24 protein-coding genes and 2 pseudogenes are annotated in these 26,192 nt (G+C 57.3%); 19 read left to right on the top strand and 7 right to left on the bottom strand.

What is annotated here, in order from left to right; genetic code table 11:
* Nucleotides 1-127 precede the first annotated feature (127 nt).
* Both OYW20_RS19610 and OYW20_RS19615 read left to right on the top strand, forming a co-directional pair.
* Nucleotides 128-679: a hypothetical protein gene (locus OYW20_RS19610; RefSeq protein WP_268797580.1), complete on the top strand. Its 552-nt coding sequence runs from the start codon at nucleotides 128-130 to the stop codon at nucleotides 677-679.
* Nucleotides 680-1,017: 338 nt separating this feature from the next.
* Nucleotides 1,018-1,293 carry a hypothetical protein gene (locus tag OYW20_RS19615; RefSeq protein WP_268797581.1) on the top strand — a complete coding sequence of 92 codons (276 nt, stop codon included), beginning with the start codon at nucleotides 1,018-1,020 and terminating at the stop codon, nucleotides 1,291-1,293.
* An 88-nt stretch (nucleotides 1,294-1,381) separates the two neighbouring features.
* On the opposite strand, the gene OYW20_RS19620 is transcribed toward OYW20_RS19615, so the two are convergent.
* Nucleotides 1,382-2,599: an argininosuccinate synthase gene (locus OYW20_RS19620; protein ID WP_268797582.1), complete on the bottom strand. Its 1,218-nt coding sequence runs from the start codon at nucleotides 2,597-2,599 to the stop codon at nucleotides 1,382-1,384.
* Between the two features lie 128 nt (nucleotides 2,600-2,727).
* Nucleotides 2,728-3,636: a flagellar protein MotY gene (locus OYW20_RS19625; RefSeq protein ID WP_268797583.1), complete on the bottom strand. Its 909-nt coding sequence runs from the start codon at nucleotides 3,634-3,636 to the stop codon at nucleotides 2,728-2,730.
* 147 nt (nucleotides 3,637-3,783) lie between these two features.
* On the opposite strand from OYW20_RS19625, the gene pyrC reads away from it, so the two are divergent.
* The 4 genes from pyrC (at nucleotide 3,784) to bfr (ending at nucleotide 6,574) form a co-directional block, all read left to right on the top strand.
* Nucleotides 3,784-4,827: a dihydroorotase gene (gene pyrC / locus OYW20_RS19630; protein ID WP_268797584.1), complete on the top strand. Its 1,044-nt coding sequence runs from the start codon at nucleotides 3,784-3,786 to the stop codon at nucleotides 4,825-4,827.
* Complete coding sequence (rnt, locus tag OYW20_RS19635) at nucleotides 4,824-5,501, top strand: ribonuclease T (RefSeq protein ID WP_268797585.1); 678 nt, start codon at nucleotides 4,824-4,826, stop codon at nucleotides 5,499-5,501. Before pyrC ends, rnt begins: the two co-directional genes overlap by 4 nt.
* A 178-nt stretch (nucleotides 5,502-5,679) precedes the next feature.
* The gene (locus tag OYW20_RS19640; protein WP_268801186.1) at nucleotides 5,680-5,898 is read left to right on the top strand and encodes a bacterioferritin-associated ferredoxin; all 219 of its coding nucleotides are present in this window, start codon (nucleotides 5,680-5,682) and stop codon (nucleotides 5,896-5,898) included.
* 199 nt (nucleotides 5,899-6,097) lie between these two features.
* The gene (gene bfr / locus OYW20_RS19645; protein WP_268797586.1) at nucleotides 6,098-6,574 is read left to right on the top strand and encodes a bacterioferritin; all 477 of its coding nucleotides are present in this window, start codon (nucleotides 6,098-6,100) and stop codon (nucleotides 6,572-6,574) included.
* A 70-nt stretch (nucleotides 6,575-6,644) separates the two neighbouring features.
* On the opposite strand, the gene grxD is transcribed toward bfr, so the two are convergent.
* The 3 genes from grxD to OYW20_RS19660 form a co-directional block, all read right to left on the bottom strand.
* On the bottom strand, nucleotides 6,645-6,974 hold the full coding sequence (gene grxD / locus OYW20_RS19650; RefSeq protein ID WP_268797587.1) for a Grx4 family monothiol glutaredoxin: 330 nt from the start codon (nucleotides 6,972-6,974) through the stop codon (nucleotides 6,645-6,647).
* A gap of 111 nt (nucleotides 6,975-7,085) precedes the next feature.
* Nucleotides 7,086-9,194, bottom strand: a complete 2,109-nt coding sequence (locus tag OYW20_RS19655; protein ID WP_268797588.1) for a molybdopterin oxidoreductase family protein — start codon at nucleotides 9,192-9,194, stop codon at nucleotides 7,086-7,088.
* Nucleotides 9,195-9,353: 159 nt separating this feature from the next.
* Entirely contained in the window at nucleotides 9,354-9,653 is a 300-nt protein-coding gene (locus OYW20_RS19660) for a hypothetical protein (RefSeq protein WP_268797589.1), read from the bottom strand.
* A gap of 444 nt (nucleotides 9,654-10,097) precedes the next feature.
* Between OYW20_RS19660 and argF the strand changes: the two genes are divergently transcribed.
* Together argF and OYW20_RS19670 are read left to right on the top strand one after the other, a co-directional pair.
* Entirely contained in the window at nucleotides 10,098-11,018 is a 921-nt protein-coding gene (gene argF, locus OYW20_RS19665) for an ornithine carbamoyltransferase (protein WP_268797590.1), read from the top strand.
* Nucleotides 11,015-12,094, top strand: a complete 1,080-nt coding sequence (locus OYW20_RS19670) for an ABC transporter ATP-binding protein (protein WP_268797591.1) — start codon at nucleotides 11,015-11,017, stop codon at nucleotides 12,092-12,094. The genes argF and OYW20_RS19670 overlap by 4 nt, the downstream gene beginning before the upstream one ends.
* A 30-nt stretch (nucleotides 12,095-12,124) precedes the next feature.
* Here OYW20_RS19670 and OYW20_RS19675 read toward each other — a convergent pair whose 3' ends face one another.
* Both OYW20_RS19675 and ybaK read right to left on the bottom strand, forming a co-directional pair.
* A complete protein-coding gene (locus tag OYW20_RS19675) occupies nucleotides 12,125-12,907 on the bottom strand; it encodes a PhzF family phenazine biosynthesis protein (RefSeq protein ID WP_268797592.1) in 783 nt (260 codons plus the stop codon).
* A 94-nt stretch (nucleotides 12,908-13,001) separates the two neighbouring features.
* Nucleotides 13,002-13,472, bottom strand: coding sequence for a Cys-tRNA(Pro) deacylase (gene ybaK, locus OYW20_RS19680; protein WP_268797593.1), 471 nt, complete (start codon nucleotides 13,470-13,472; stop codon nucleotides 13,002-13,004).
* A gap of 235 nt (nucleotides 13,473-13,707) precedes the next feature.
* On the opposite strand from ybaK, the gene glpK reads away from it, so the two are divergent.
* The 11 genes and pseudogenes from glpK to OYW20_RS19735 all read left to right on the top strand — a co-directional run.
* Nucleotides 13,708-15,213, top strand: a complete 1,506-nt coding sequence (glpK, locus tag OYW20_RS19685; RefSeq protein ID WP_268797594.1) for a glycerol kinase GlpK — start codon at nucleotides 13,708-13,710, stop codon at nucleotides 15,211-15,213.
* Nucleotides 15,214-15,391: 178 nt separating this feature from the next.
* Nucleotides 15,392-16,147, top strand: coding sequence for a DeoR/GlpR family transcriptional regulator (locus OYW20_RS19690; protein ID WP_268797595.1), 756 nt, complete (start codon nucleotides 15,392-15,394; stop codon nucleotides 16,145-16,147).
* Nucleotides 16,148-16,523: 376 nt separating this feature from the next.
* The gene (gene glpD, locus OYW20_RS19695; RefSeq protein WP_268797596.1) at nucleotides 16,524-18,062 is read left to right on the top strand and encodes a glycerol-3-phosphate dehydrogenase; all 1,539 of its coding nucleotides are present in this window, start codon (nucleotides 16,524-16,526) and stop codon (nucleotides 18,060-18,062) included.
* A 358-nt stretch (nucleotides 18,063-18,420) separates the two neighbouring features.
* The gene (locus tag OYW20_RS19700) at nucleotides 18,421-19,335 is read left to right on the top strand and encodes a glutamate/aspartate ABC transporter substrate-binding protein (RefSeq protein WP_268797597.1); all 915 of its coding nucleotides are present in this window, start codon (nucleotides 18,421-18,423) and stop codon (nucleotides 19,333-19,335) included.
* A 112-nt stretch (nucleotides 19,336-19,447) separates the two neighbouring features.
* A complete protein-coding gene (locus tag OYW20_RS19705; protein ID WP_268797598.1) occupies nucleotides 19,448-20,194 on the top strand; it encodes an amino acid ABC transporter permease in 747 nt (248 codons plus the stop codon).
* A complete protein-coding gene (locus OYW20_RS19710) occupies nucleotides 20,191-20,859 on the top strand; it encodes an amino acid ABC transporter permease (protein WP_268801187.1) in 669 nt (222 codons plus the stop codon). Before OYW20_RS19705 ends, OYW20_RS19710 begins: the two co-directional genes overlap by 4 nt.
* Entirely contained in the window at nucleotides 20,856-21,590 is a 735-nt protein-coding gene (locus OYW20_RS19715; RefSeq protein WP_268797599.1) for an amino acid ABC transporter ATP-binding protein, read from the top strand. The genes OYW20_RS19710 and OYW20_RS19715 overlap by 4 nt, the downstream gene beginning before the upstream one ends.
* Nucleotides 21,591-21,676: 86 nt before the next feature.
* Nucleotides 21,677-23,560: a two-component sensor histidine kinase AauS gene (gene aauS, locus OYW20_RS19720; protein WP_268797600.1), complete on the top strand. Its 1,884-nt coding sequence runs from the start codon at nucleotides 21,677-21,679 to the stop codon at nucleotides 23,558-23,560.
* Nucleotides 23,561-23,875: 315 nt separating this feature from the next.
* A complete protein-coding gene (gene aauR / locus OYW20_RS19725; protein WP_268801188.1) occupies nucleotides 23,876-25,153 on the top strand; it encodes a two-component response regulator AauR in 1,278 nt (425 codons plus the stop codon).
* A 237-nt stretch (nucleotides 25,154-25,390) separates the two neighbouring features.
* Nucleotides 25,391-25,813 (top strand): annotated as a pseudogene (locus tag OYW20_RS26370) (arginase); the annotation flags it as partial.
* Nucleotides 25,813-26,139, top strand: a pseudogene (locus OYW20_RS19735) (helix-turn-helix domain-containing protein); the annotation flags it as partial. The pseudogenes OYW20_RS26370 and OYW20_RS19735, both read left to right, overlap by 1 nt.
* Nucleotides 26,140-26,192 lie beyond the last annotated feature (53 nt).

The raw sequence follows: 26,192 nt of genomic DNA on the forward strand, positions 1-26,192 counted from the left end.
CCTTGCTTAGTTTTTTTGCTGCAGTACCGGCGTATTCAATCCGTTAAGACGTTGACTTCGCTTTGCGCGCACACGCACGCCATGAGTCGTCTGCCGGGTCGACACCCTATTAAAAAAGGAATAAATTATGAACAAGAAAGTACGGACTTCACCATCGCCTAAAACTACCAGCTTGAAACTTGCAGCCGCTGTCCAGCTGTTCATGGACAAAGGTGGCGTGATCAATACGGTGCAAAACGGACAGTCAGGGGAAAGTTCTTCAGACTCCCATATGATTGAAATCCAGGAAACCGGGCCTGATGACGAGACGCTATATAGCGCCAAAGTGGAATTGCTCAGGGGGTTGGTTGCCAAAGGTGCAGGGGTCTCTGCCTTGCAATATTCATTGAGAATGAACAGGAAGGACATCAAACGGTTGGCGGCGGATAACGGGCTAACCATCCGCTGCAGCCAACCTGTAGGAGGCAACAGGCCCACAAGACAAAAAGAATCAGGTGCAGAAGACGATGTCGTTGCTGGCCATGCCATGCATTATTCAAGCTTGGGTTACTCAGCGCCCGAAATAGCACAACTGTTGAATCTGAGTGTCCGCGATGTCTGGAACATCGCCAAAGCGTACCGTATTGAATTCAAGCAGCCCAAGACGGCAGCGCCCGACGGCGAACCTTCGCAGGATTGACGTAGCACGGTCAGGCCCGACATTAGCAGTAGGAAAATACGACTAGCCCCCCTGTTGCACGCTGAAATCCAGAACCGGAATAAACGATAGCATAAGTGGGAAAAGACGACTCTCTGCCAAGTTTTTTTACTGCCACATAGAAGACCTTCACAAAGGTCTTGCGTTTAAAGGCCGCGCATAAAAAAAATCGAAAACCAGCGGCTGACTGTTGCCTCAGCCAATGTTTTTCCTTGAGATAAAAACGGCTAACGTTAGGTGAGAGGCTCGGCCATTAAGCATGAGCATCCCCTGACGCTGCATTTAATTAATGCTCGCTTATATTCAATAACGGAAAACCTATGTCACGACTAAAAGAGTTTCATGACCTTGAGCACGCACTCAAGATCCATATGGCACGGCTGGAAGCACTTAAAACCGAAACAGAACTAACTACCGAACTGGAGTTCGAGAAGAAGCTGACAGCGCTGATGAAGCGTTTCAATAAAGGCACCGAGGATGTCATAGAGATGCTCAGATGGCAACCAAGTGTCGTGAGCACTTCCGTCCACGAAGATAAACCAACGTATGCCGTTGACGTCGCGTTGCCGAAAAAGAAACCTGCAGCGAAACGTTAATTATCATTTCACTGATACTCAGGGATAAATATTTCCAGAGCCCATAAAAAAAGCAGCCTCAGTGGGCTGCTTTTCTCATCACCGCGAATCAGAACAGCTTGCGGTTCTTATTAGCCGCGATACGCATGCGCAGCGCATTGAGCTTGATGAAACCGGCAGCATCGGCCTGGTTGTAAGCGCCGCCGTCCTCTTCAAACGTCGCGATATTGGCATCGAACAGCGAGTCATCAGATTTACGGCCGGTCACGATCACGTTGCCCTTATACAGCTTCAAGCGCACGACACCATTCACGTGAGCCTGGGAGGCGTCGATCATCTGCTGCATCATCAAACGCTCAGGGCTCCACCAGTAGCCGGTGTAGATCATGCTGGCGTACTTGGGCATCAACTCGTCTTTGAGGTGAGCAACTTCACGGTCGAGGGTGATCGACTCGATGGCACGGTGGCCGCGCAGCATGATCGTGCCGCCTGGCGTCTCGTAGCAGCCGCGGGACTTCATACCCACATAGCGGTTTTCGACGATATCCAACCGGCCGATACCGTTCTCGCCGCCGATGCGGTTGAGGGTCGCGAGCACGGTCGCCGGGGTCATTTCAACGCCGTCCAGAGCAACGATGTCGCCGTTGCGGTAGGTCAGCTCAAGGTAAGTCGGGGTGTTGGGCGCGTCCTCTGGGGACTTGGTCCACCGCCACATGTCTTCTTCGTGCTCGGTCCAGGTGTCTTCCAGCACGCCGCCTTCATAAGAAATGTGCAGCAGGTTCGCATCCATCGAATACGGAGATTTTTTCTTGCCGTGGCGCTCGATTGGAATGGCGTGCTTCTCGGCGTAATCCATGAGCTTCTCGCGGGACAGCAGGTCCCACTCGCGCCATGGAGCAATGACTTTTACGCCCGGCTTGAGTGCATAAGCGCCCAGCTCGAAACGAACCTGGTCGTTGCCTTTGCCGGTGGCGCCGTGGGAAATGGCGTCGGCGCCGGTTTCATTGGCGATCTCGATCAGGCGCTTGGCGATCAGCGGACGAGCGATGGAAGTACCCAAGAGGTACTCGCCTTCATAGACAGTGTTGGCGCGAAACATCGGGAATACGAAATCGCGTACGAACTCTTCGCGCAGGTCGTCGATGTAGATTTCTTTGACGCCCATGGCTTGCGCCTTGGCGCGTGCAGGCTCGACTTCTTCGCCCTGACCGAGATCGGCAGTAAAAGTCACCACTTCGCAGTTGTAGGTATCCTGCAGCCACTTGAGGATTACCGAAGTATCCAGGCCCCCGGAATACGCGAGAACTACCTTGTTTACGTCCGCCATGCCTTTACTCCAACGCGTTGTACGGAAAACCGGCGATTCTACCGTTCCAGCACGTGGATTTACAGTGTCGCGACAGCTTGTGACGACGAAGCGACAAGTTATGTCGATTCAGCGACGCATTCAGGCCCTCAGGAAGTCGCGCCAGCAGTGCCTGCTGCGGCGACCGGCACGGGTTTGTTTTCCGGTGCTACGCGCTCCAGATGAACGTTCACGCGGCGGTTTCGTGCGCGATTGGCGTTGTTGGTATTGGGTACCAATGGATACCGCTCCCCGTGAAAACGCAAGGTCACCTGATCTTCGGGGATGCCATTGGCCTTCAAATAATCCATCACAGCCAGCGCTCGTCGACGCGACAGATCACGGTTAGTCAGGCGGTTGCCGCTGTTGTCCGAGTGGCCGTCCAGTTCAACGTGGTTAACCGTAGGGTCAGCCTTCATATACGCAACCATCACGTCCAGCTTCGCTTTGGCCGGTGCGTCAAGATCAATCCCGCCGCCAGGAAAACCAATTTCAGATTGCTTGACCTGTTCGAAGTTCATCGGCAGAAGCTTTGTAGTACATATCTGAAAATCGCTGAATGCTTTGCTGAACTTGACCGGCAGCAACCGAACCTCCATCGCGCCGCCGCCATCACGAGCAACGTGTCGGATCACCGGGCTGCGCCCGTCCATCAAACCGCTGATTAAACGGCCTGCCTGGGCTTGAGATGTGTTGAAGGGAATTTGCCCGTTCACCACCTTCACGGCACCGAGATTCAAATCCCCCCTGCCCGGCTGCCAAGGCGCAGCCGCTGCGAGCAAGGTGGCAGAGCCCGCCCCCAGCCCGTAGCCGGTAGACTTTAGCCTGAACGTCGCTTGCTCTCCCGCCCGTCGCACGAACTCGCCCGCACCAAAGTCGGTAATCGGCTGAGTCAGACGGCATTCGAACTGATCGCCTTCTACCTTCCACTCGATGTTCTCCAGACGCGTCTGGAAAGTGAGAGCCATGGCCGGCAAGCTGACAAACACGCTGAGCAGGGCTAGATATCGCTGGCGCACGGGAGGCTCCACAAAGATTTTTCCGCATTACAAAATTTATTGCTTACACGTCGCTATCGGTTACTTCCTACAAAACTTGATAGCGAGTGCCTGGAGGAGTCTTTTCCGGTAGCATTCCCAGCGAGTTTGACCCGCCTGGAATTCCCAATGTCCGACCGCCTGACCCTCCTGCGCCCCGACGACTGGCACATCCATCTTCGTGATGGCGCTGTTTTGCCTCACACCGTCGCGGACGTCGCGCGCACTTTTAGTCGCGCAATCATCATGCCCAATCTGGTCCCTCCGGTACGCAACGCCGAGGAAGCCGACGCCTACCGTCAGCGTATCCTTGCCGCACGCCCCGCCGGCAGCCTTTTTGAACCACTGATGGTTCTCTACCTGACTGACCTGACCCAGCCCGAAGACATCCGCGCCGCCAAGGCAAGTGGTTTCGTGCACGCTGCCAAGCTGTACCCGGCCGGTGCAACCACCAATTCGGATTCTGGTGTGACCAGCATCGACAAGATTCTGCCAACGCTGGAGACCATGGCTGAAGTAGGTATGCCGTTGTTGGTCCACGGCGAAGTCACACGCAGCGACATCGACGTATTCGACCGCGAAAAGATCTTTATCGACGAGCATCTGCGCCGGGTCGTGGAGCTTTTGCCAACGCTTAAAGTGGTGTTCGAACACATCACCACCGCCGAGGCCGTGCAGTTCGTGAACGAGGCCTCTGCCAATGTGGCAGCAACGATTACGGCCCATCACTTGCTGTACAACCGCAACCATATGCTGGTTGGGGGCATTCGCCCGCACTTCTACTGCCTGCCTATCCTCAAGCGCAACACGCATCAAGTCGCCCTGCTGGACGCAGCAACCAGCGACAGCAGCAAGTTTTTTCTGGGTACGGACTCCGCGCCACACGCCCAGCACGCAAAAGAAGCTGCGTGCGGATGTGCGGGCTGCTACACAGCCTTTGCCGCAATCGAGCTGTATGCAGAAGCGTTCGAGCAACGTAATGCGCTGGACAAGCTGGAAGGCTTTGCCAGTCGCAACGGTCCGGCGTTCTACGGGCTACCGGTCAACAGTGACACCATTACCCTGATTCGTGACGAGTGGACTGCGCCAACCAGCCTGCCATTCGGCGAGCTTTCTGTTATCCCGCTGCGCGCCGGTGAAAAACTGCGCTGGCGCCTGGAGAAAAACGCGTGAGTGAAGACCAATACGACGACGAACAGGAAGGTTCTGGCGGCGGTACCGGCTCCAGGCATCCAATGGCAGCGCGTTTTCGCGGCTACCTGCCCGTCGTTGTCGATGTAGAAACCGGCGGTTTCAACTCTGCGACAGATGCACTGCTGGAAATTGCTGCTGTCACGATCGGCATGGACGAAAAGGGTTTTGTGTTCCCCGAACACACCTACTTCTTCCGGGTCGAGCCGTTCGTAGGCGCCAACATCGAAGCAGCTGCACTCGAGTTCACGGGGATCAAGCTCGATCATCCGCTGAGAATGGCCGTGAGCGAAGAAACTGCGCTCACCGACATTTTCCGTGGCGTGCGCAAGGCGTTGAAGGCCAATGGCTGCAAACGCGCGATTCTGGTAGGCCACAACGCCAGTTTCGACTTGGGCTTTTTGAACGCCGCTGTTGCCCGAATGGACATGAAGCGCAATCCGTTTCATCCGTTCTCAAGCTTCGACACGGCGACACTGGCCGGACTGGCGTACGGGCAGACCGTGCTTGCCAAAGCCTGCCAGACCGCTGACATCGATTTCGACGGTCGTGAGGCTCACTCCGCCCGGTATGACACCGAGAAAACCGCTGAGCTGTTCTGCGGGATCGTTAACCGCTGGAAAGAAATGGGCGGCTGGGAAGACTTTCACGATTGAGTGAGTCTTCACCCGCGATCAAACCGGCCCAAGTGGCCGGTTTTTTTTAGTATTCAGCCGCGCTATGGCACCGCTCATCGGGCTTCACTGATGAAGGGGGAAGTAGTTTTGACAAGCATTCTCATTAACATTAGTATCCATCGCATTGAGCCAATCACTCAGCGACGGTCTTTTATTTATGTATGTATGCCTCTGCCAAGGTGTTACTGACGGACAAATCCGCGAAGCGATCATGGAAGGATGCTGCAGCTACCGCGAAGTGCGCGAAACCCTGAATGTCGCCAGTAAATGCGGTAAATGTGCATGCCTTGCCAAGCAAGTCGTACGGGAGACGCTGACCGACCTCCAGGTTAGCCAGGCTGCACTGGCTTATCCGGCAGAATTTTCAGCCGCCTGAACACCGATATTTGAAGAGCCGGACTTGATGTCCGGTTTTTTTATGCCTTTAATTCAATCGCTTAGCGTTCGGATGCGTAAGACAAACATTCTTATTCCTATTTAATTTCACTTATTATTCAATAACTTAGGTTTGACAGACTTATAGAGGCAGCTCAGACTTGCGCCTTAATAAGTTATTAATCGACAGGACCCCGATCATGAAAGGCGACATTACAGTCATCCAGCATCTCAATAAGATCCTCGGAAACGAGCTGGTCGCGATCAACCAGTACTTTCTGCATGCGCGTATGTATGAAGATTGGGGCCTGAACAAGCTGGGCAAGCACGAGTACCACGAGTCCATCGACGAGATGAAACACGCGGACAAGCTGATCAAGCGAATCCTGTTTCTGGAAGGCCTGCCGAACCTGCAAGACCTTGGCAAAATCCTGATCGGCGAGCACACCAAAGAAATGCTGGAGTGCGATCTGCGCATCGAACGCACCGGCCACGCAGACCTGAAAGCCGCTATCGCTCACTGCGAAGTGGTTGGCGATTTCGGCAGCCGTGAACTGCTCGAGGATATTCTTGAGTCGGAAGAAGAGCACATCGACTGGCTGGAAACCCAACTGGGCCTGATCGACAAAGTCGGCATCGAAAACTACCTGCAATCGCAGATGGGCGAAGAAGACTAATCCAGCGCCAACAAAAAGCCCCGCTCTCGAATGAGATGCGGGGCTTTTTTGCGTCTGTTCTGCAGGTCAATCAAGCAGTGGTGTTTTTCGCGACCGCTTCCTTGACCAGCGCTTGCAACGAACCATCAGCCTGCATTTCGGTGATGATATCGCTGCCGCCAACCAACTCACCGCCAACCCACAATTGCGGGAAGGTCGGCCAGTTGGCGTATTTTGGCAAGTTGGTGCGGATTTCAGGGTTCTGCAGGATATCGACATAAGCGAACTTCTCGCCACACGCCATCAATGCCTGAGAAGCCTTGGCCGAAAAACCACATTGAGGGGCATTCGGAGCGCCTTTCATGTAAAGCAGAACGGTGTTGTTGGCGATCTGCTCTTTAATCGTTTCGATGATATCCATGGAACACCTCGGCTTAACTTTACGACTCTATGAGTCGACACGGTGGCGCATTGTAACGGAATCCCTAGCGTAACGCTCGGTCATGGCCTCAGTTGAAAGAATGGCCAGTCATCAGGCCGCAACGACCTCCACAGGGACGCCATTTAGCACGGCGTTGCCGGACAGCGCATCAAGCTCCCGCTCGTCTGTGAGGTCGTTTGCGCTAACGCCCGGCTGGTCTCTGGCGATGTCCATCTGCACACCAGGACGCGAGTGCCCCCAGCCATGTGGAAGGCTGACCACACCCGCCATCATGTCGGTAGTCCCCAACACCTGAACCTCGATGACGCCAACACGAGAGGTCACGCGCACTGTCTGCCCATCCACCAGCCCGCGAGTGGCAAGATCGTCAGGATTCATCAGCAATTGATGCCGAGGCTTGCCCTTCACCAGCCGGTGATAATTGTGCATCCAAGAATTGTTGCTGCGTACGTGGCGGCGACCGATCAGCAACAGCTCACCCGGTTGCGGTGCCAGCGTGGCTTTGAATCGGGCAAGATCAGCCAAAATGATCGCAGGCGCCGCCTGTATATGCTGATTGGCGGTTTTCATCCTGCCGCCAAGGTTGGGTTTGAGAGGCCCGAGATCAAGCCCATGCGGGTGGTCGCCGAGGGCCTCGATTGACAGCTTCCAGGCCGACGCATCGCCGTACAGTCCGGCCCGAAGTCCACGATCGACGATCTGCGAAGGCGCTACGGTGGGCTTCAATTCTCGCTGCGCCTTGGCGGCAAACGCTTGTGCGAGGCCCACGAAAATCTCCCAGTCGTGCAGCGCTCCGGGCGGCTTTTCAAGGATAGCCCGGTTGAAGCGCGTGACATTGCGTACGGCAAACATGTTGAACGTGGTGTCGTAGTGGTCGTTCTCCAGCGCCGACGTCGAAGGCAGGATCAGGTCGGCATGACGCGTTGTCTCGTTGATATACAAGTCGATGCTCAGCATGAACTCGAGACCGTCGAGCCCTCGCTCCAGGTGTCGTCCATTGGGCGTGGACAACACAGGGTTGCCCGCCACAGTGATCAACGCCCTCACCTGCCCCTCGCCCTCGGTGAGCATTTCTCCGGCCAGAGCCGACACCGGCAGCTCGCCGCTGTACTCAGGCAGACCGGACACCCTGCTTTGCCACCGGTTGAATCCTCCGCCTGACGTGGACTGCACCAGATCCAGCGCCGGCTCGGTACACAGCGCGCCGCCCACCCGATCAAGATTCCCGGTGACCACATTGATTAGCTGAACCAGCCAGTGACAGAGCGTCCCAAACGATTGGGTGGAAATCCCCATGCGGCCATAGCAAACAGCCCTGTCGGCCGCAGCAAAATCACGTGCGAGTTGACGAATGGTTTCGGCGGGCACGCCGCAGCGTGGGCTCATCGCCTCAGCGTCCAACGCGGCTACAGCAAGACGAACTTCCTCAAGCCCATCCACCGGCAGGTGGCTGTCGCAGGTCAGGCCCTCGGCAAACAGCGTATGCAACAAGCCGAACAACAAAGCTGCGTCGCCACCGGGGCGCACGAACACGTGCTGATCTGCGATGGCTGCCGTCTCGCTGCGACGTGGATCCACTACCACAACCTTGCCACCGCGTCCCTGGATCGCCTTCAGCCGTTTTTCGACGTCGGGGACGGTCATGATGCTCCCGTTGGACGCCAGCGGGTTTCCCCCCAGGATCAACATGAAATCGGTGTGGTCGATGTCGGCAATGGGCAACAACAAGCCATGACCATACATGAGGTAACTGGTGAGATGATGCGGAAGCTGGTCCACGGAGGTGGCTGAAAAACGGTTGCGCGTTTTGAGCAAACCCAGGAAGTAATTGCTGTGCGTCATCAAGCCGTAATTGTGAACGCTGGGATTGCCCTGATACACCGCCACCGCGTTTTGGCCGTGCCGCTGCTGAATGTCTAGCAGACGCTCCGCAACCAGCTCGAACGCCGCCTGCCATTCGATGGCGCGCCACTCACTGCCGATGCGTTGCATGGGCTGACGCAGCCGGTCGGGGTCGTTCTGAATGTCCTGCAGCGCAATAGCTTTTGGGCAAATGTGACCACGACTGAACGTATCTTGCGCATCCCCCTTGATCGAGGTGATCCGGGGCGCGACATCATCGTCAGCGGTGATCTCGATGGTCAGGCCGCAGATGGCCTCGCACAGGTGACAGGCTCGGTGGTGAAGAGTCTTGGTCATCGCCAGTCTCATATTTTTGTGTGGCAATCAGGGCGATTGCGGAAACAAAACTATGCAGCGAGATGTGTCACTTCGCCAGAAAGGTTCGTGACATGAATCGGATTGCATCAGGCGAGCCAATAGCGTTCACCTGAATCAAGGTAACGCTGGCTGACACTATTAAGCAGAACCGCCAATCGGGGTGACCACTTTGCGTTGGAGCTGAATCTCGTGAACCGTCTCGACCTGTTCCTGGGAGACTTGCACACCAGTCAGTTCGCCAATAAGACGCCAGTGATCATCAAGGCCAGAACTGATGGTAGCCATCCGATCAATCATCCGGCGGCCTGCAGAACGGGTCACTTCATCTTCACTGCGCATTAACTCGAACGACATTGACGTCATGGAAGCGGTGAGGTGAGTGAGGGTACGGGCGGTAAGCCCGAGCAATTCCATTAGTTGTTTCTCTTTTGAATCCATTCGTCACCCCCTAGGTGCACATAAGCGGTATTTATAACCCACGCCTGATAATTAATAAACGTCCGTACTTGCGAGGCGTGAAGCGTGTCGCATATGAAGCACACCTGTTGAACTGTTACAGAACCAGCATTAATTGCCAATGCAGACAGCGTCGGTGTACAACTGTGCACCATTAGTGGCGCGAGGCTGGCGATATGCATTGCTGTCGGCACAACTGTAGCATCCGGAAACACTAAAGGCGTCCAGAAAACAGCGCCTGCGGGCTACCGAATGTCCGGAGAAACTTTCTCCTCAGTCTGGGCCTTGGCATCAAGCGACATTTTCTTATACCCTCGCGCCTTCCCTATTCGTCGCCCCGAGCGGCTTTCGCCGCAGGTCTCGCCCGTTTTCCCGATAAAACCCGGCTTTGAGTCTCTGCGGTCTGTTGCAGAAAGGTAGTTAATGATGAGCGCAAGGCACTTTCTCTCGATGATGGACTACACGCCCGATGAGCTGGTCGGCGTGCTCCGTCGCGGCATAGAGCTAAAAGACCTGCGTAACCGCGGCGTACTTTTTGAGCCGCTACGAGGCCGCGTGCTGGCGATGATCTTCGAGAAATCTTCGACTCGCACACGGGTTTCCTTTGAAGCGGGCATGATCCAGCTCGGCGGTCAGGCGATTTTTCTGTCGCCGCGCGATACCCAGCTTGGCCGCGGCGAGCCTATCGCAGACGGCGCCCGGGTGATGTCGCGCATGGTTGACGCAGTGATGATCCGCACCTTCGCGCACAGCAACCTGACCGAGTTTGCCGCGCACTCCCGTGTCCCGGTGATCAACGGCCTGTCCGATGATCTGCACCCGTGCCAGTTGCTGGCCGACATGCAAACCTTTCTAGAGCACCGTGGCTCCATCCAGGGCAAGACCGTGGCCTGGATCGGCGACGGCAACAACATGTGCAACAGCTATATAGAAGCTGCGATCCAGTTCGACTTTAATCTGCGTATCGCCTGCCCTGAAGGTTATGAACCCGACCCTCGCTTCCTGGCGCTCGCCGAAAATCGCGTCACCCTGACCCGCGATCCACGTGAAGCAGTCAAAGGCGCGCACCTTGTCAGCACCGATGTCTGGACGTCGATGGGCCAAGAGGAAGAAACCGCCAGACGGATTGCTCTGTTTAGGCCGTTTCAGGTTACTCGCGGCTTGCTGGACCTGGCGGCTGAAGACGTGCTGTTCATGCACTGCCTGCCCGCTCACCGAGGAGAAGAAATCAGCCAGGACCTGCTGGACGACGCGCGTTCCGTGGCGTGGGATCAGGCGGAGAATCGCCTGCACGCGCAAAAGGCGCTGCTTGAGTTCCTGGTTGCCCCAGCCCTACAGTCCGCGTGAGCCCGCCCATGCTGCTGAAGTTGCGAAATCTGGCGTGCGGTTACGACAATCAACGCGTGGTGCAGGATTTGAATTTGCACCTCAATGCGGGAGACATTGGCTGCTTGCTGGGCTCATCGGGCTGCGGCAAGACCACCACGTTACGCGCCATCGCCGGGTTCGAGCCGGTTCATGAGGGCGAAATCGTTCTGGAGGGTGCAGTTATCTCCCGTGCGGGCTACACGCTCGCCCCAGAGAAACGCCGCATCGGCATGGTGTTTCAGGACTACGCGCTGTTTCCGCACCTGACCGTGGCCGAAAACATTGCCTTTGGGGTTCGTAATCACCCGCGTCTGACGCAACTGACGACCGAGATGCTGGAACTGGTCAATCTCGGGACGCTCGGCAAACGCTACCCGCATGAACTGTCCGGCGGCCAGCAGCAGCGTGTGGCATTGGCGCGAGCGTTGGCACCTGAACCACAATTGCTACTGCTCGATGAACCGTTTTCAAACCTCGACGGTGAGCTGCGAAGACGCCTGAGCCATGAGGTGCGCGACATCCTCAAGGCGCGCGGCACCAGTGCCATTCTGGTCACCCACGACCAGGAAGAAGCTTTTGCGGTCAGTGATCACGTGGGTGTGTTTAAAGAGGGCCGGCTGGAGCAGTGGGACACGCCGTACAACCTGTATCACGAGCCGGCTACACCGTTTGTGGCCAGCTTCATCGGCCAGGGGTATTTCATTCGTGGTCAGTTGATTGATGCCGAGTCGGTCCAGACCGAGCTGGGTGTGCTACGCGGCAATCGTGCGTACGCGGGGGTCAGCGGCGCGCCGATGGATGTACTGCTCCGTCCTGACGACATTGTCTACGCGCCACAGAGCGCACTCAAAGTACATGTCACCAGCAAGACCTTTCAAGGTGCAGCCACGTTGTACCGCCTGCAATTGCCAACCGGTACGCAGTTGGAAGGACTCTTCCCGAGCCATGCCGACCTCAATCCAGGCGATCATGTCGGGATTGAAGTGGCGGCCGAGCATCTGGTGTTGTTTCCGGCCGCAGGCAGCGTTGCGCTGCATCCTGCGAACGCGATGTAAGGACTGATTTAGCGGCTGCCTTTATGGGCCTCAACCGATGATCAGTTTCCCGCTTGCCACCAATACGGCGTAGCCGCCGATCTTCACGCGGGGGCCTTCAAGTCGACAGAATAACTCTCCACCTCGCGCCGAACACTGGTAAGCACTCAGACTCAGCTTGTTCAAACGCCCAGACCAATACGGGATGAGCGAACAGTGGGTGGAGCCGGTGACCGGATCTTCGTTGATCCCCAGACCTGGCGCAAAGTACCGGGAGACAAAATCATGCTGTTCGCCCTTGGCAGTGATGATCACACCCAGCCACGGCAAGCGCGCAATGGCGGCCATGTCCGGTTTGCAATCTCGCACCGCCTGCTCTGACTCCAGAACCACCAGCAATTCGGCGGCACCCAGCACGTCCACCACCTCAACGCCCAGCGCACGTTCGATATCCACCGTAACGCCCACCTCACTGGGCGGCATTGCCGGGAAATCCAGGAGCAAACGCCCGCCTTCGCGGCTGACGCTCAGTGGCCCGGATCTGCCCGAGAAATCGATCCGTTCGGCCGTCTCACCGTAGATCTCAAACAGGACATGAGCGCTCGCAAGCGTTGCGTGCCCGCACAAGGGGACCTCGGTGGTCGGCGTGAACCAGCGGATATGCCAGCCCTGCGCCTCGCGCACCAAAAAAGCGGTCTCGGCCAGATTGTGCTCGGCAGCTATGCACTGCATCAGTTCATCCGCAAGCCAGGTGTCGAGCTTGTAAACCATCGCGGGATTACCAGCAAAAGGCCGGTCACTGAAAGCGTCGACTTGATGAAATTCAAGCTGCATGGAAGGCATCCCCGTTATTAATCACTACAGCGGCCAATCGGTCGCCAGACATCGTTACCCGAACAACTGCTAACACGCTTGCGACGCATCGCACTCATTCACGACCAATTTGTGCAAATGTCGCATGCGTATGCTCGGCGAGTACAGCGGCCGACAGCTCCACCTCAAGCCCGCGGCGCCCGGCACTGACGAAGATCGTCGGAAAGGGTTGGGCCGATGTATCGATAAAGGTTCGAAGCCGTTTTTTTTGACCCAGCGGACTGATCCCACCCAGCAAATAGCCGGTTGCACGCTGCGCTGCAGCCGGGTCGGCCATTTCCACTTTCTTCGCGCCCGACGCATGTGCCAGCGCTTTTAAGTCCAGCGTCCCGATTACCGGCACCACCGCGACCAGCAGTTCGCCTTTTTCGGTGCTCGCCAGCAGGGTTTTGAACACTTGAGCGGGTTGCAGATTCAATTTCTCGGCCGCTTCGAGGCCATAAGAGGCAGCCTTCGGATCATGCTCGTAACTGTGAATACGGTGCTGAGCTCGGGCTTTTTTCAGCAAGTCCAATGCAGGGGTCATTCAGGCACTCCAGACGTACCGGGTCGTGTATTGGGAGGTGCCACTACTTTAGGCCATCTCCTTGCGGAACGCTTTGTATCAAGTGGGAATGCGACTGTTCAGTTTCGACTTTGACAGGCTTCGTTTATGTCTATATTTTTTCGAATACGAATATCCAGACCACACTGTCGCACCCATGGGTCTCGCCGGATTTTGGACGTAAACTGACGCCACGCTTTATCACCAGGCAATCGACATGACCGACTCAGAAAATAAAAATTACATCATCGCTCTTGACCAAGGTACGACCAGTTCGCGTGCCATCATTTTCGACCGCGATGCCAATGTGGTCAGCACAGCGCAAAGTGAATTCGTCCAGCATTACCCGCAACCGGGCTGGGTCGAACATGACCCCATGGAGATTTTCGCCAGTCAGACTGCCTGCATGACCAAGGTCCTGGCCCAGGCCAACCTTCACCACAACCAGATCGCCGCTATTGGCATCACCAACCAGCGTGAAACAACGGTGGTGTGGGAAAAAGACACTGGCCGCCCGATCTACAACGCTGTCGTCTGGCAGTGCCGCCGCAGCACCGAAATCTGTCAGCAACTCAAACGCGACGGGCTTGAGGAGTACATCAAGGAAACCACCGGGCTGGTCATCGACCCCTACTTTTCCGGCAGCAAACTCAAGTGGATCCTCGATAACGTCGAAGGCAGCCGGGAGCGTGCGCGTCGTGGCGAGCTGCTGTTCGGCACCGTCGATAGCTGGCTGATCTGGAAATTCACCGGCGGCACCACTCACGTTACCGATTACACCAACGCCTCACGCACCATGATGTTCAATATTCATAAGCTTGAGTGGGACCAGCGGATGCTGGATGTCCTGGACGTGCCGCGTGAAATGCTGCCCGAGGTCAAGTCTTCGTCCGAAGTCTACGGCCACAGCAAGAGTGGCATACCTATCGCCGGAATCGCCGGAGACCAGCAATCAGCGTTGTTCGGGCAAATGTGCGTAGAGCCCGGGCAGGCCAAAAATACCTACGGTACCGGTTGTTTCCTGCTGATGAACACAGGCAAGAAGGCCGTTAAATCCAACCACGGACTGCTGACGACCATCGGCTGCGGCCCACGAGGCGAAGTGGCTTATGCGCTGGAAGGGGCCGTGTTCAACGGTGGCTCGACCGTGCAATGGCTGCGTGACGAGCTGAAGATCGTCAACGACTCGATCGACACCGAATACTTTGCCACAAAGGTCAAAGACAGCAACGGTGTCTACCTCGTCCCCGCCTTTACCGGCCTGGGCGCACCGTACTGGGACCCGTATGCCCGTGGCGCGCTGTTCGGTCTGACGCGCGGCGTAAAGGTCGATCACATCATTCGGGCCGCGCTCGAATCCATCGCCTATCAAACCCGCGATGTGCTGGACGCCATGCAGCAGGACGCCGGCGAGCGCCTCAAAGCGTTGCGCGTAGACGGCGGTGCGGTGGCGAACAACTTCCTCATGCAGTTTCAGGCCGACATTCTCGGGAGAGAAGTCGAGCGCCCGAAAATGCGCGAAACCACGGCGCTGGGCGCGGCCTATCTTGCCGGCCTGGCGATTGGTTTCTGGAGCAGCCTGGATGAGCTGAAAGACAAAGCGGTGATCGAGCGCAGGTTCGAGCCGCAATGTGGCGAAGAGGAAAAGGAGCGGTTGTACGCGGGCTGGAAAAAAGCCGTCGACCGCACCCGCGATTGGGAACCGCACGAAACGACTGATTGATAGTCGCCCCCCCTGTAGGACCCAACTTGTTGGCGAAGCGTTCTGACTGGAACACCCATCAGCCGCTTCGCCAACAAGTGGGGTCCTGCAGAGAATCGCCTCACGCTTCATGTTTTTTCCGGCTGACAGATAACGCGCCGCTACGGCATCATGAGCGCCCGTGCCGGAAGGAAAAAAAATGAATCTGCCACCCCGTCAACAGCAGATCCTCGAGCTGGTCCGTGAGCGCGGCTATGTCAGCATCGAGGAAATGGCCCAACTGTTCGTCGTGACACCGCAAACAATCCGCCGAGACATCAATCAGCTGGCGGAAATGAACCTGCTGCGTCGCTACCATGGCGGCGCAGCCTACGATTCGAGTATCGAAAACACTGCCTATGCGATGCGCGCCGATCAGATGCGCGACGAAAAACAGCGCATCGCCGAAGCGATTGCGGCGCAGATCCCCGACCACGCCTCGCTCTTCATTAATATCGGAACCACTACCGAATCCATCGCCCGCGCGCTGCTCAATCACAATCATCTGAAAATCATTACCAACAATCTGCATGTCGCGTCGATCCTCAGCGGCAAGGATGATTTCGAAGTATTGTTGGCAGGTGGCAATGTACGTCGCGATGGCGGGGTCGTCGGTCAGGCGAGCGTCGATTTCATCACACAGTTCAAAGTCGATTTTGCCTTGGTTGGCATCAGCGGTATCGACGACGATGGCAGCCTGCTGGACTTCGACTATCAGGAAGTCCGGGTTTCGCAAGCCATTATCGCTAATGCGCGTCAGGTCATCCTGGCGGCGGACTCCAGCAAGTTCGGGCGTAACGCGATGGTCAGACTGGGCCCGATCACCCTTATCGACTGCCTGGTTACCGATCAGGCTCCGGTGCCTGCCCTTGCGCAGCTGCTGACGCAAAACAAGATTCGGCTGGAAGTGGTCTAACGCGTTCCGCCCGATTTGCGCCTTGCGCTGGATTCTGCCCGGAGGGCGCAGGAACCCGGTTTGACAGTGATCGGCCGGGAACCGGTCGTCAATCATGTGCTGCAATACGTCATGGCAAATCGAACCAGCTGTGTTGCTGCCGGTTCCCGGCAGATCGTCAGCAAGCTGGACTCCTGAGGCCTCCGGCCAGAATCACAAGTACTACCCATGTTCACTTTTGTTCCTTTTTCGGCTTCCTGATCAGTATTTTCAATCAATACTGGGTGGCTGGTCCTTTCTGTTTGCGCTATTATTTTCGGAAATGAACATGAATGTTCGAATTCGCCCTTGAGCGATCATCAATCGAACCCAAGATAATCGAACACAGGAGGCTCCCATGCCCCATTCCACATTGCCAAATCCGCCGCTTTCCGAGGTCTACGACATCGCTGTCATCGGCGGTGGCATCAATGGTGTCGGAATTGCGGCGGATGCCTCGGGCCGAGGTCTATCGGTTTTCCTGTGTGAAAAGGATGACCTCGCCAGCCATACCTCTTCGGCGAGTAGCAAACTGATTCATGGCGGCCTGCGCTACCTTGAGCATTACGAGTTCCGTCTGGTGCGTGAGGCGCTGGCAGAACGTGAAGTCCTGCTGGAAAAGGCCCCCCATATCGTCAAGCCCATGCGCTTTGTGTTGCCGCACCGGCCGCACCTTCGCCCGGCGTGGATGATCCGCGCGGGCCTGTTCCTGTATGACCATCTGGGTAAGCGTGAAAAACTGGCTGCGGCCAAAAACGTTCGCTTCGGCGTCGACAGCCCGCTCAAATCAACCATTACTCGCGGTTTTGAATACTCGGATTGCTGGGTTGACGATGCCCGTCTGGTGGTACTCAATGCCATGGCCGCTCGCGAGAAAGGCGCGCACGTCCACACGCAGACACGATGCCTGAATGCACGCCGCAGCAAAGGCCTGTGGCAACTGAACATGGAGCGCGCCGACGGTAGCCTGTTCTCGATTCGCGCCAAAGCGCTGGTCAACGCGGCCGGTCCGTGGGTCGCGAAGTTTATTCGCGAAGATTTGAAGCTCGAGTCGCAATACGGCATCCGCTTGATTCAAGGTAGCCATTTGATCGTGCCGAAGCTGTATGAGGGCGAGAACGCCTTCATCCTGCAAAATGAAGATAAGCGGATCGTTTTCGCGATTCCTTACCTTGAGCGCTTCACCATCATTGGCACCACCGACCGCGAATACACAGGCGATCCGAGCAAAGTCGCGATCACTGACGGCGAGACCGATTACTTGCTGAAGATCGTCAACGAGCATTTCAAAGTGCAATTGAGTCGCGACGACATCCTTCGTAGTTACTCGGGTGTTCGCCCGCTCTGCAATGATGAGTCGGATAACCCTTCAGCCATTACCCGCGATTACACGTTGTCATTGACCGGCAGCGCCGAGGAAGCGCCGATTCTGTCGGTATTCGGGGGCAAGCTGACGACCTACCGTAAACTGGCGGAATCGGCCATGCAGCAACTTGCACCGTTCTTCCCGCAGATGAAACCGAGCTGGACTGCAAAAGGCAGGCTGCCTGGCGGCGAGAACATGACCACTCCAGCCGCATTGGCCAGTGAGTTGCAAAAGCGTTGCGCCTGGTTGCCTGCCGAGACAGCCAATCGCTGGGCCATTACCTACGGCAGCCGCAGCTTTCGGATTATCGAAGGCGTACAAAGTGTTGCCGACATGGGCGAATCATTAGGCGGCGGGCTTTTCTCGCGAGAAGTCGATTACCTGTGCAGCGAAGAGTGGGCGACCAATGCCGACGACATCCTGTGGCGCAGGACCAAGCTTGGCTTGTTCACTACCGCACAAGAGCAGGAAAACGTGCAGCAATACCTGAACAAAGTGGCTCTCAGTAAAAGCGAAATAGCAGCCGCTTGATTGATCTGCAGGAGCGAATTTATTCGCCAGGCGGTGGCCTGTAAGTAGCTCTCCACTGCCTCGCCAACAACTTGGCTCCTGCGGACACCTCTACCCATTCGGTTTTCCGAACACCCTCCCCGCGTTAATTCGGGTTCCCGTACGCCGCCTCCTCCCGTAATTGTACCGCCCTCCATAAATTCTATTCACATCAAGCACTTGCCCACCCTCGCGAGCTTGGCATGAGTCATGCTCTACACTTCTTCACGATTGCTTCGACCTTGGTATGCCACTGATTGGGCCGCGGTTGAAGCGTTCTGAAAACAAGCGGGCCGTCCAACACCGGTCCCATAAAAAAACAAAAGTCGAGGATTCATTGATGCGCATCGTTCCCCATCTGTTGGGCGCAGCTATCACAGCCGCTCTGATCACCACGCCAGTTTTCGCCGCCGAACTCACCGGCACCCTTAAAAAAATCAAAGAATCGGGCACCATTACGCTCGGTCACCGTGACTCTTCCATTCCGTTTTCCTACATTGCTGACGCTACCGGCGTACCGGTTGGCTACTCGGCTGATATCCAGCTGAAAATCGTCGAAGCGATCAAGAAAGATCTCGACATGCCCGACCTCAAGGTCAAGTACAACCTGGTCACCTCCCAGACCCGTATCCCGCTCGTTCAGAACGGTACTGTAGACGTCGAGTGTGGCTCGACCACCAACAACGCCGAGCGCGGCCAGCAAGTTGATTTCTCCGTCGGCATCTTCGAAATCGGCACCCGCCTTCTGTCCAAGGCCGATTCGTCCTACAAGGACTTTGACGACCTGAAAGGCAAGAACGTCGTCACCACCGCCGGCACAACGTCCGAGCGCATCCTCAAGTCCATGAACGCTGACAAGCAAATGGGCATGAACGTGATCTCGGCCAAAGACCACGGTGAATCCTTCCAGATGCTGGAATCGGGTCGCGCTGTTGCCTTCATGATGGACGACGCGTTGCTGGCGGGCGAAATGGCCAAAGCCAAAAAGCCTACCGACTGGGCCGTTACCGGCACGCCACAGTCCTATGAAATCTACGGCTGCATGGTTCGCAAAGGCGATGCCGACTTCAAAAAGGCCGTCGATGACGCCATAGTCGCGACCTACAAGTCCGGCGAAATCAACAAGATCTACGACAAGTGGTTCACCCAGCCGATTCCGCCAAAAGGCCTGAACCTGATGTTCCCGATGAGCGAACAGCTCAAGGCCCTGATCGCCAATCCTAACGACAAGCCAGCACCGGACAAGAAAGCCTGAGTCACCACACTCAAGCCTAATCCGTAAAAGCCTGTGCCCGGGGAACCATTGTTTCCCCGGGTTTCGCTGAAAAGCGATGCGTGCATAACGATCGATCAGAGGGGAGACCCTGATGAATTACAACTGGGACTGGAGTGTGTTCTTCAAGTCCACGGGCGTTGGCAGCGAGATCTATCTGGACTGGTACATCACCGGGCTGGGCTGGACTATCGCAATTGCCGTCGCCGCCTGGATCATCGCGTTACTGCTGGGCTCAGTGCTCGGGGTCATGCGCACGGTACCAAACCGTCTGGTATCGACCATCGCCACGGTTTACGTGGAAATCTTCCGCAATGTGCCACTGCTGGTGCAGCTGTTCATCTGGTACTTCCTGATCCCGGATTTGCTGCCGCAAAGCCTGCAGGAGTGGTACAAGCAAGACCTCAACCCGACTACCTCGGCGTTCCTGAGCGTCGTGGTGTGCCTGGGTCTGTTCACCGCCGCGCGCGTCTGTGAACAGGTGCGTACCGGTATCGAGGCTTTGCCGCTCGGCCAGGAATCCGCGGCCCGCGCCATGGGTTTCAAGCTGCCGCAAATCTACTGGAACGTGCTGTTACCGCAGGCGTACCGGATCATCATTCCGCCGCTCACCTCCGAATTCCTCAACGTGTTCAAGAACTCGTCCGTGGCGTCGTTGATCGGCTTGATGGAGCTGCTCGCGCAAACCAAACAGACCGCCGAGTTCTCAGCCAACCTGTTTGAAGCGTTCACGCTGGCCACACTGATCTACTTCACCCTGAACATGAGCCTGATGTTGCTCATGCGTCTGGTCGAGAAGAAAGTCGCGGTGCCAGGCTTGATCTCCGTGGGAGGCAAATAATGGACTTCTCCGGAATCGTCCCCGCCATTCCCGGCATGTGGAACGGCATGGTCATGACCCTGCAACTGATGGTCATGGGCGTTGTTGGCGGCATCATCCTTGGGACGCTGCTGGCGTTGATGCGCCTGTCGTCGAACAAATGGATGGCCAACATCGCCGGCGCCTACGTCAACTACTTCCGTTCGATCCCGCTGCTGTTGGTCATCACCTGGTTCTATCTGGCGGTGCCGTTCGTGCTGCGCTGGATCACCGGGGAAGACACGCCCATCGGCGCGTTCGGATCGTGCGTCGTGGCCTTCATGATGTTCGAAGCGGCGTACTTCTGTGAAATCGTGCGCGCAGGTGTGCAGTCGATATCACGCGGGCAAATGGGCGCGGCTCAGGCGCTGGGTATGACCTATAGCCAGATGATGCGCCTGATCATCCTGCCGCAGGCATTTCGCAAGATGACCCCGCTGCTTCTGCAGCAAAGCATCATCCTGTTTCAGGACACCTCGCTAGTCTACACCGTGGGCCTGGTGGACTTCCTCAACGCCTCGCGCTCGAGCGGCGACATCATTGGCCGGGCCAATGAATTCCTGATCTTCGCCGGTCTGGTCTACTTCATCATCAGCTTCGCTGCCTCGCGCCTGGTGAAGCTTCTGCAGAAAAGGTTCGCCGTATGATTTCCATCAAAAATATCAACAAGTGGTATGGGGACTTTCAGGTACTGACCGATTGCAGCACGGACGTCGCCAAGGGCGAGGTCGTGGTGGTTTGCGGTCCTTCCGGCTCGGGTAAATCGACCCTGATCAAATGCGTCAACGCGCTGGAGCCGTTCCAGAAAGGCGACATCGTGGTCGACGGCACCTCAATCGCCGACGCCAAGACCAACCTGCCGAAGCTGCGTTCACGCGTGGGCATGGTGTTCCAGCATTTCGAGCTGTTCCCACACCTGACTATCGTTGAAAACCTGACCATCGCGCAGATCAAAGTCCTGGGGCGCAGCAAGGAAGAAGCCACCCAAAAGGGCCTCGCGCTGCTGGAGCGTGTGGGATTGTCGGCTCACGCCAACAAGCACCCGGGCCAGCTCTCTGGCGGTCAGCAACAGCGCGTGGCCATTGCCCGGGCGTTGGCGATGGACCCGGTCGTCATGTTGTTCGACGAACCCACCTCGGCCCTCGATCCGGAAATGGTCAACGAAGTGCTCGATGTGATGGTGCAACTCGCCCACGAAGGCATGACCATGATGTGCGTGACCCACGAGATGGGCTTTGCGCGCAAAGTCGCCAATCGGGTGATCTTCATGGATCAGGGGCAGATCGTCGAAGACTGCGCCAAGGAAGAATTCTTCGGTGATGTCAGCGCGCGGTCTGAACGCGCCCAGCAGTTCCTCGCCAAAATCCTGCAGCACTAAAAAAGCCCCACAAGGGCACACACCCTCCGGCCGTGCGTTTTCCGCTATCCAGGGAACGCGCGGCTGGTCGGTCCAGGACGACTGTGATGAAATGCGACCCTCCTCTCTATCGCGACCCGCCGCCATCACTCGCCGTGAAACCCCGTCTGATACGTCAAATGTTTCTGCCGCCGCTGATCATTCTGCTGATGATCGGGCTCGGCTACGTCAGCTATCTGTTCAGCGAAAACAACGGCATCAAGGCGCTGAGCGAAAACGGTGAACGCCAGCTGGAGTTGCATGCGCGCACCGTCGAAAGCGAGATCAACAAATACAACTACCTGCCCAGCGTGCTGGAGCTCGAATCCAATGTCTCGGACCTGCTGAACGACCCGTCGCCCGAACTGCGCGGCAAGGTCAATGATTACCTTGAAGGCCTCAATCGTCGCAGCCGCAGCCGCGCCATCTATGTGCTCGACACCACCGGCCGTGTGCTAGCCACCAGTAACTGGCGCGATGCCGATAGCTATCTGGGCGAGGATCTGTCCTTCCGTGCTTACTACCAGGACGCCATTCGTGGATTGCCCGGCCGTTTCTACGGCATCGGCAGCACCACCGGCGAGCCGGGCTACTACCTTGCGCATGGCCTGGAAGAGAAAGGCAAAATCATCGGCGTCGCCGTGATCAAAGTGCGGCTGGAAGCGCTTGAAGAGCGCTGGCAAAGAGCCCGTCTGGAAGCGTTCGTCAGCGACGAGAACGGCATCATCATTTTGTCCAGCGATCCGGCGCGGCGCCTCAAGTCCGTACGCGCACTGAGCCCTGAGATCAAAGAGCGGCTGGCGCGCAGTCTTCAGTATTACTGGTGGCCACTCAATGAACTGGTGCCGCTTGAGCGGGAGTCGATTGGCGAGGGAGTTGAAAAGCTCACCTTCCCTGCCAACAGCAGCGTCGATCATGAACACACTGTGGTGAGTTATCTCGCTCAGACGCGTGATCTGGCGGACACACCCTGGCACCTGACCTTACTCACACCGCTGGAAGACCAGCGCCGTGAAGCCGCCAACCAGGGCATGCTGGTGGCGGTTGCCTGTGCGCTGGTGGCTTTTTTGCTGATTGCCTGGAATGAGCGGCGCAAGGTTATTTCGACCCGGCTGGCCGCCCGCGAGGCACTTGAACAAGCCAACAATGAGCTGGAGCGGCGAATCACGGAGCGCACCGCCGACCTGCGCGCCAGCAATGAGCGCCTCAAGGGGCAGATTCGTGAGCGCCGGCAAGCCGAAGACACGCTGCGCCAGGCTCAGGACGAACTGGTGCAGGCCGGTAAGCTCGCAGCCATCGGCCAGATGTCGACCAGCATCGCCCACGAACTCAATCAACCGCTGGCCGCGCTGCGTACGCTGTCGGGCAACACCGTGCGGTTTATCGAGCGTGGCGCGCTGGACACCGCGAGCGCCAACTTGCGCACGATCAATGATCTGGTGGACCGGATGGGCCGTATCACCGCCAGCCTGCGAGCATTCGCCCGGCGCGGAGAAGACAAGGGCCAGGCCTCGCTTGGCAAAGCGGTCGAGGCAGCGCTGCAATTATTGGCCGCCCGGCTGGAAACGTGTTCGCTGACACTGCATCAGGATTTTCAGGAGGTGGCGCTGATGATCGATCAGACGCGGCTGGAACAGATTCTGGTGAACCTGATCGGTAACGCGCTGGACGCCATGCAGGCGCAACCTCTGCCGGAGTTGTGGCTGACCGGAGAGGTGGTGGACGGACGTTATCGCCTGCGCGTGCGCGACAACGGTCATGGCATAGACGCCGAAGCACGCAAGCATCTGTTCGAACCGTTTTTTACCACCAAACCCGGTGAGCAAGGGCTCGGGCTGGGCTTGACGCTTTCGGCAAGCCTCGCCGCAGCGGCGGGTGGCAATTTGAATGCCGAGCATCCGCCCGAGGGCGGCACGGTATTTGTGTTGAGTGTGCCGATGGTGGCGACGTGATGGGAGTGGATGCGGCTACCGCTGCTTTTGATTCTGGCTGGAGGCCGTGGGAGTTGCCGGGGTGGCGCTCCACCTTGCCAGCGATCTGCCGGGCACCGGCAGCAAAACCAGACGCATCATTAATAGCTGACACACCGCATGTAGAGGTTCTGCTGGCGCTTCGCACCAGCTCGTCAGCAAGCTGGACTCCTACGCCCTCCGGGCAGAGGCGAAACAGGGCAGCGACGAGATTTGTATTAAGACTTCGGATTAGATGAGGATTTACGCATGAACACTGACCTCACCGTCCTCATCGTCGAAGACGACCCCCACGTGCTGCTCGGTTGTCAGCAGGCCTTGGCGCTCGAAGACATTCACAGCGAAGGTGTCGCCAGCGCCGAAGAAGCATTAGCGCGGGTGGGCGACAATTTTGCCGGTATCGTTGTCAGCGACATTCGTCTTCCGGGCATTGATGGGCTGGAGCTTTTGACCCGTCTCAAGACGCGCGACCGCAGCCTGCCAGTCGTGCTGATCACCGGGCACGGCGACGTGACGATGGCCGTCAATGCCATGCGCGACGGCGCTTACGACTTCATGGAAAAGCCCTTCTCACCAGAACGACTTGTCGACGTCGCGCGCAGAGCACTGGAGCAACGCGGGCTGGCGCGAGAGGTCTGGTCGTTACGCAAGCAACTGGCCGAGCGTGACTCGCTGGAAGGCAAGATCATCGGCCGTTCCCCCGCCATGCAGCAGCTGCGAGCGCTGATCGCCAACGTGGCCGACACCTCCGCCAACGTGTTGATCGAAGGCGAAACCGGCACCGGCAAGGAACTTGTCGCCCGCTGCCTGCATGATTTCAGCCGTCGCCATGGGCAACAGTTTGTCGCCCTGAACTGCGGCGGTCTGCCCGAGAATCTGTTCGAGAGCGAGATTTTCGGTCACGAGGCCAACGCGTTCACCGGCGCGGGCAAGCGACGCATCGGCAAGATCGAGCACGCACACAATGGCACGCTGTTTCTCGATGAAGTGGAAAGCATGCCCGTCAGCCTGCAAATCAAGCTGCTGCGGGTGTTGCAGGAGCGCACGTTGGAACGGCTCGGCTCGAACCAGAGCGTGGCAGTGGACTGCCGGGTGATCGCAGCGACCAAGTCCGATCTGGTCGAGCTGAGCAAAGGCAGCCAGTTTCGCAGCGACCTTTACTACCGCTTGAACGTGGTCACGCTGGAATTGCCGCCACTGCGCGAGCGCCGCGAGGACATCCTGCAATTGTTCGAGCATTTTTTGCAGCTGTCGTCATTGCGCTTTGATCGCGAACCGGCGCAACTGGACCCGCAAACCAGGTCAGCGCTGATGAGCCATGACTGGCCGGGCAACGTGCGCGAGCTGCGTAATGTGGCCGAACGCTATGCTTTGGGGCTACCCGCATTCAAGAAAACCGGGGCGACGGTGGACAGCCAGAACCTTGGGTTCTCCGAAGCAGTTGAAGCGTTCGAAAAAAATCTCCTCAGTGAGGCCCTGCAACGCAGCGGCGGTAATCTCAGCCAGGCCAGTCAGGAATTAGGCATGGCCAAGACCACACTGTTCGACAAGGTGAAGAAGTACGGGTTGGGGTGATTAGCCCCTGACTGTTTGAGGCGTGCCCGAGAAGACTGTGGGGCGGATAAAGAATCTGCCGACTGACACACTGCCCTTAGCGGGCAAGCGCCTGCCAAATCCGCAGCATTTTCTTTTATTCAGCCGCGGTTCAACCTCGTGGCTCACCCTTTGCAATGCCCCTTCAAGGGCCGCTCGGCCGGTGCTCATACCCATGAAGCCGGTGTCTTGAGCGACATTGGATGGGTGAAAGCAACCTTGAACATTCTCGATCTGGACCACAGCCTGACGCAGCAAGCGCCGATCAAGGACCGTCTGCGAGACGGTCGTGCGACGAGGCTGGATTTGCTGGAGCTGGGCCCACTGCTGCGCCGTTGGTCCACAGAGACCAGCTATCGGCGCTTTACCGGACAATTGGGCCGTCGCACCCGCCCCTCGGGTAATCGCCCGGAAATCTTCTTCGTCGGTTCCGGCGACTATCACCACCTGACCCCGGCGCTTCTTGGCGATTTGAAGGAACCGGTCACGTTGATTCATTTTGACAATCACCCGGACTGGGTGCATTTAGCGCCTCGTCGGCATTGCGGCTCGTGGGTGAACAGGGCGCTCAAGCTGCCCAACGTCCAGCGCATCATTACGCTGGGGCCGTGCAGCGATGACTTGCAAAACCCGCAATTGAAGGCAACATTCGCGAGCTGCAGAACTGCGTCGAGCGAGCCACGATCGTGGCGTCTTCACAGACGATCGAAGAGTCGGACCTGCCCGCTTATCTGTTTGGCTCAAGGCCGCTGGACAGCTCGGCGGCGAGCATTCTCAGCGACGGACCGGGCATCCCGAAAGACCTGGACGCAGCGCTGGCGGAAGTGGAAAAAGCCTACATCCTTGCCGCCCTGCACGAGACACACGGCGTCCAGGCCGCTGCCGCGCAACTGATCGGCATTTCCGAGCGCAGCTTGTGGTACCGGCTCAAGAAGCTGGAGATTCATGTGGACAAGATTGTGCGGTGAGCCCTGGCGGCACACCGACTTCACAATCACGCCCGATAGTTGCAGGAGCGCGC

This window comes from Pseudomonas sp. BSw22131, assembly GCF_026810445.1.
GTDB classification, from domain to species: domain Bacteria; phylum Pseudomonadota; class Gammaproteobacteria; order Pseudomonadales; family Pseudomonadaceae; genus Aquipseudomonas; species Aquipseudomonas huanghezhanensis.

Bases quoted from the DNA above. Each gene is read 5' to 3' on its own strand.
- OYW20_RS19640 (WP_268801186.1), top strand. From the start codon at position 5,680: ATGTATGTATGCCTCTGCCAAGGTGTTACTGACGGACAAATCCGCGAA.
- glpD (WP_268797596.1), top strand. From the start codon at position 16,524: ATGCCCCATTCCACATTGCCAAATCCGCCGCTTTCCGAGGTCTACGAC.
- bfr (WP_268797586.1), top strand. From the start codon at position 6,098: ATGAAAGGCGACATTACAGTCATCCAGCATCTCAATAAGATCCTCGGA.
- OYW20_RS19610 (WP_268797580.1), top strand. From the start codon at position 128: ATGAACAAGAAAGTACGGACTTCACCATCGCCTAAAACTACCAGCTTG.
- OYW20_RS19690 (WP_268797595.1), top strand. From the start codon at position 15,392: ATGAATCTGCCACCCCGTCAACAGCAGATCCTCGAGCTGGTCCGTGAG.
- OYW20_RS19675 (WP_268797592.1), bottom strand. From the start codon at position 12,907: ATGCAGCTTGAATTTCATCAAGTCGACGCTTTCAGTGACCGGCCTTTT.
- glpK (WP_268797594.1), top strand. From the start codon at position 13,708: ATGACCGACTCAGAAAATAAAAATTACATCATCGCTCTTGACCAAGGT.
- aauS (WP_268797600.1), top strand. From the start codon at position 21,677: ATGAAATGCGACCCTCCTCTCTATCGCGACCCGCCGCCATCACTCGCC.
- OYW20_RS19620 (WP_268797582.1), bottom strand. From the start codon at position 2,599: ATGGCGGACGTAAACAAGGTAGTTCTCGCGTATTCCGGGGGCCTGGAT.
- OYW20_RS19615 (WP_268797581.1), top strand. From the start codon at position 1,018: ATGTCACGACTAAAAGAGTTTCATGACCTTGAGCACGCACTCAAGATC.
- argF (WP_268797590.1), top strand. From the start codon at position 10,098: ATGAGCGCAAGGCACTTTCTCTCGATGATGGACTACACGCCCGATGAG.
- grxD (WP_268797587.1), bottom strand. From the start codon at position 6,974: ATGGATATCATCGAAACGATTAAAGAGCAGATCGCCAACAACACCGTT.
- pyrC (WP_268797584.1), top strand. From the start codon at position 3,784: ATGTCCGACCGCCTGACCCTCCTGCGCCCCGACGACTGGCACATCCAT.
- OYW20_RS19700 (WP_268797597.1), top strand. From the start codon at position 18,421: ATGCGCATCGTTCCCCATCTGTTGGGCGCAGCTATCACAGCCGCTCTG.
- ybaK (WP_268797593.1), bottom strand. From the start codon at position 13,472: ATGACCCCTGCATTGGACTTGCTGAAAAAAGCCCGAGCTCAGCACCGT.
- OYW20_RS19715 (WP_268797599.1), top strand. From the start codon at position 20,856: ATGATTTCCATCAAAAATATCAACAAGTGGTATGGGGACTTTCAGGTA.
- OYW20_RS19705 (WP_268797598.1), top strand. From the start codon at position 19,448: ATGAATTACAACTGGGACTGGAGTGTGTTCTTCAAGTCCACGGGCGTT.
- OYW20_RS19660 (WP_268797589.1), bottom strand. From the start codon at position 9,653: ATGGATTCAAAAGAGAAACAACTAATGGAATTGCTCGGGCTTACCGCC.
- OYW20_RS19655 (WP_268797588.1), bottom strand. From the start codon at position 9,194: ATGACCAAGACTCTTCACCACCGAGCCTGTCACCTGTGCGAGGCCATC.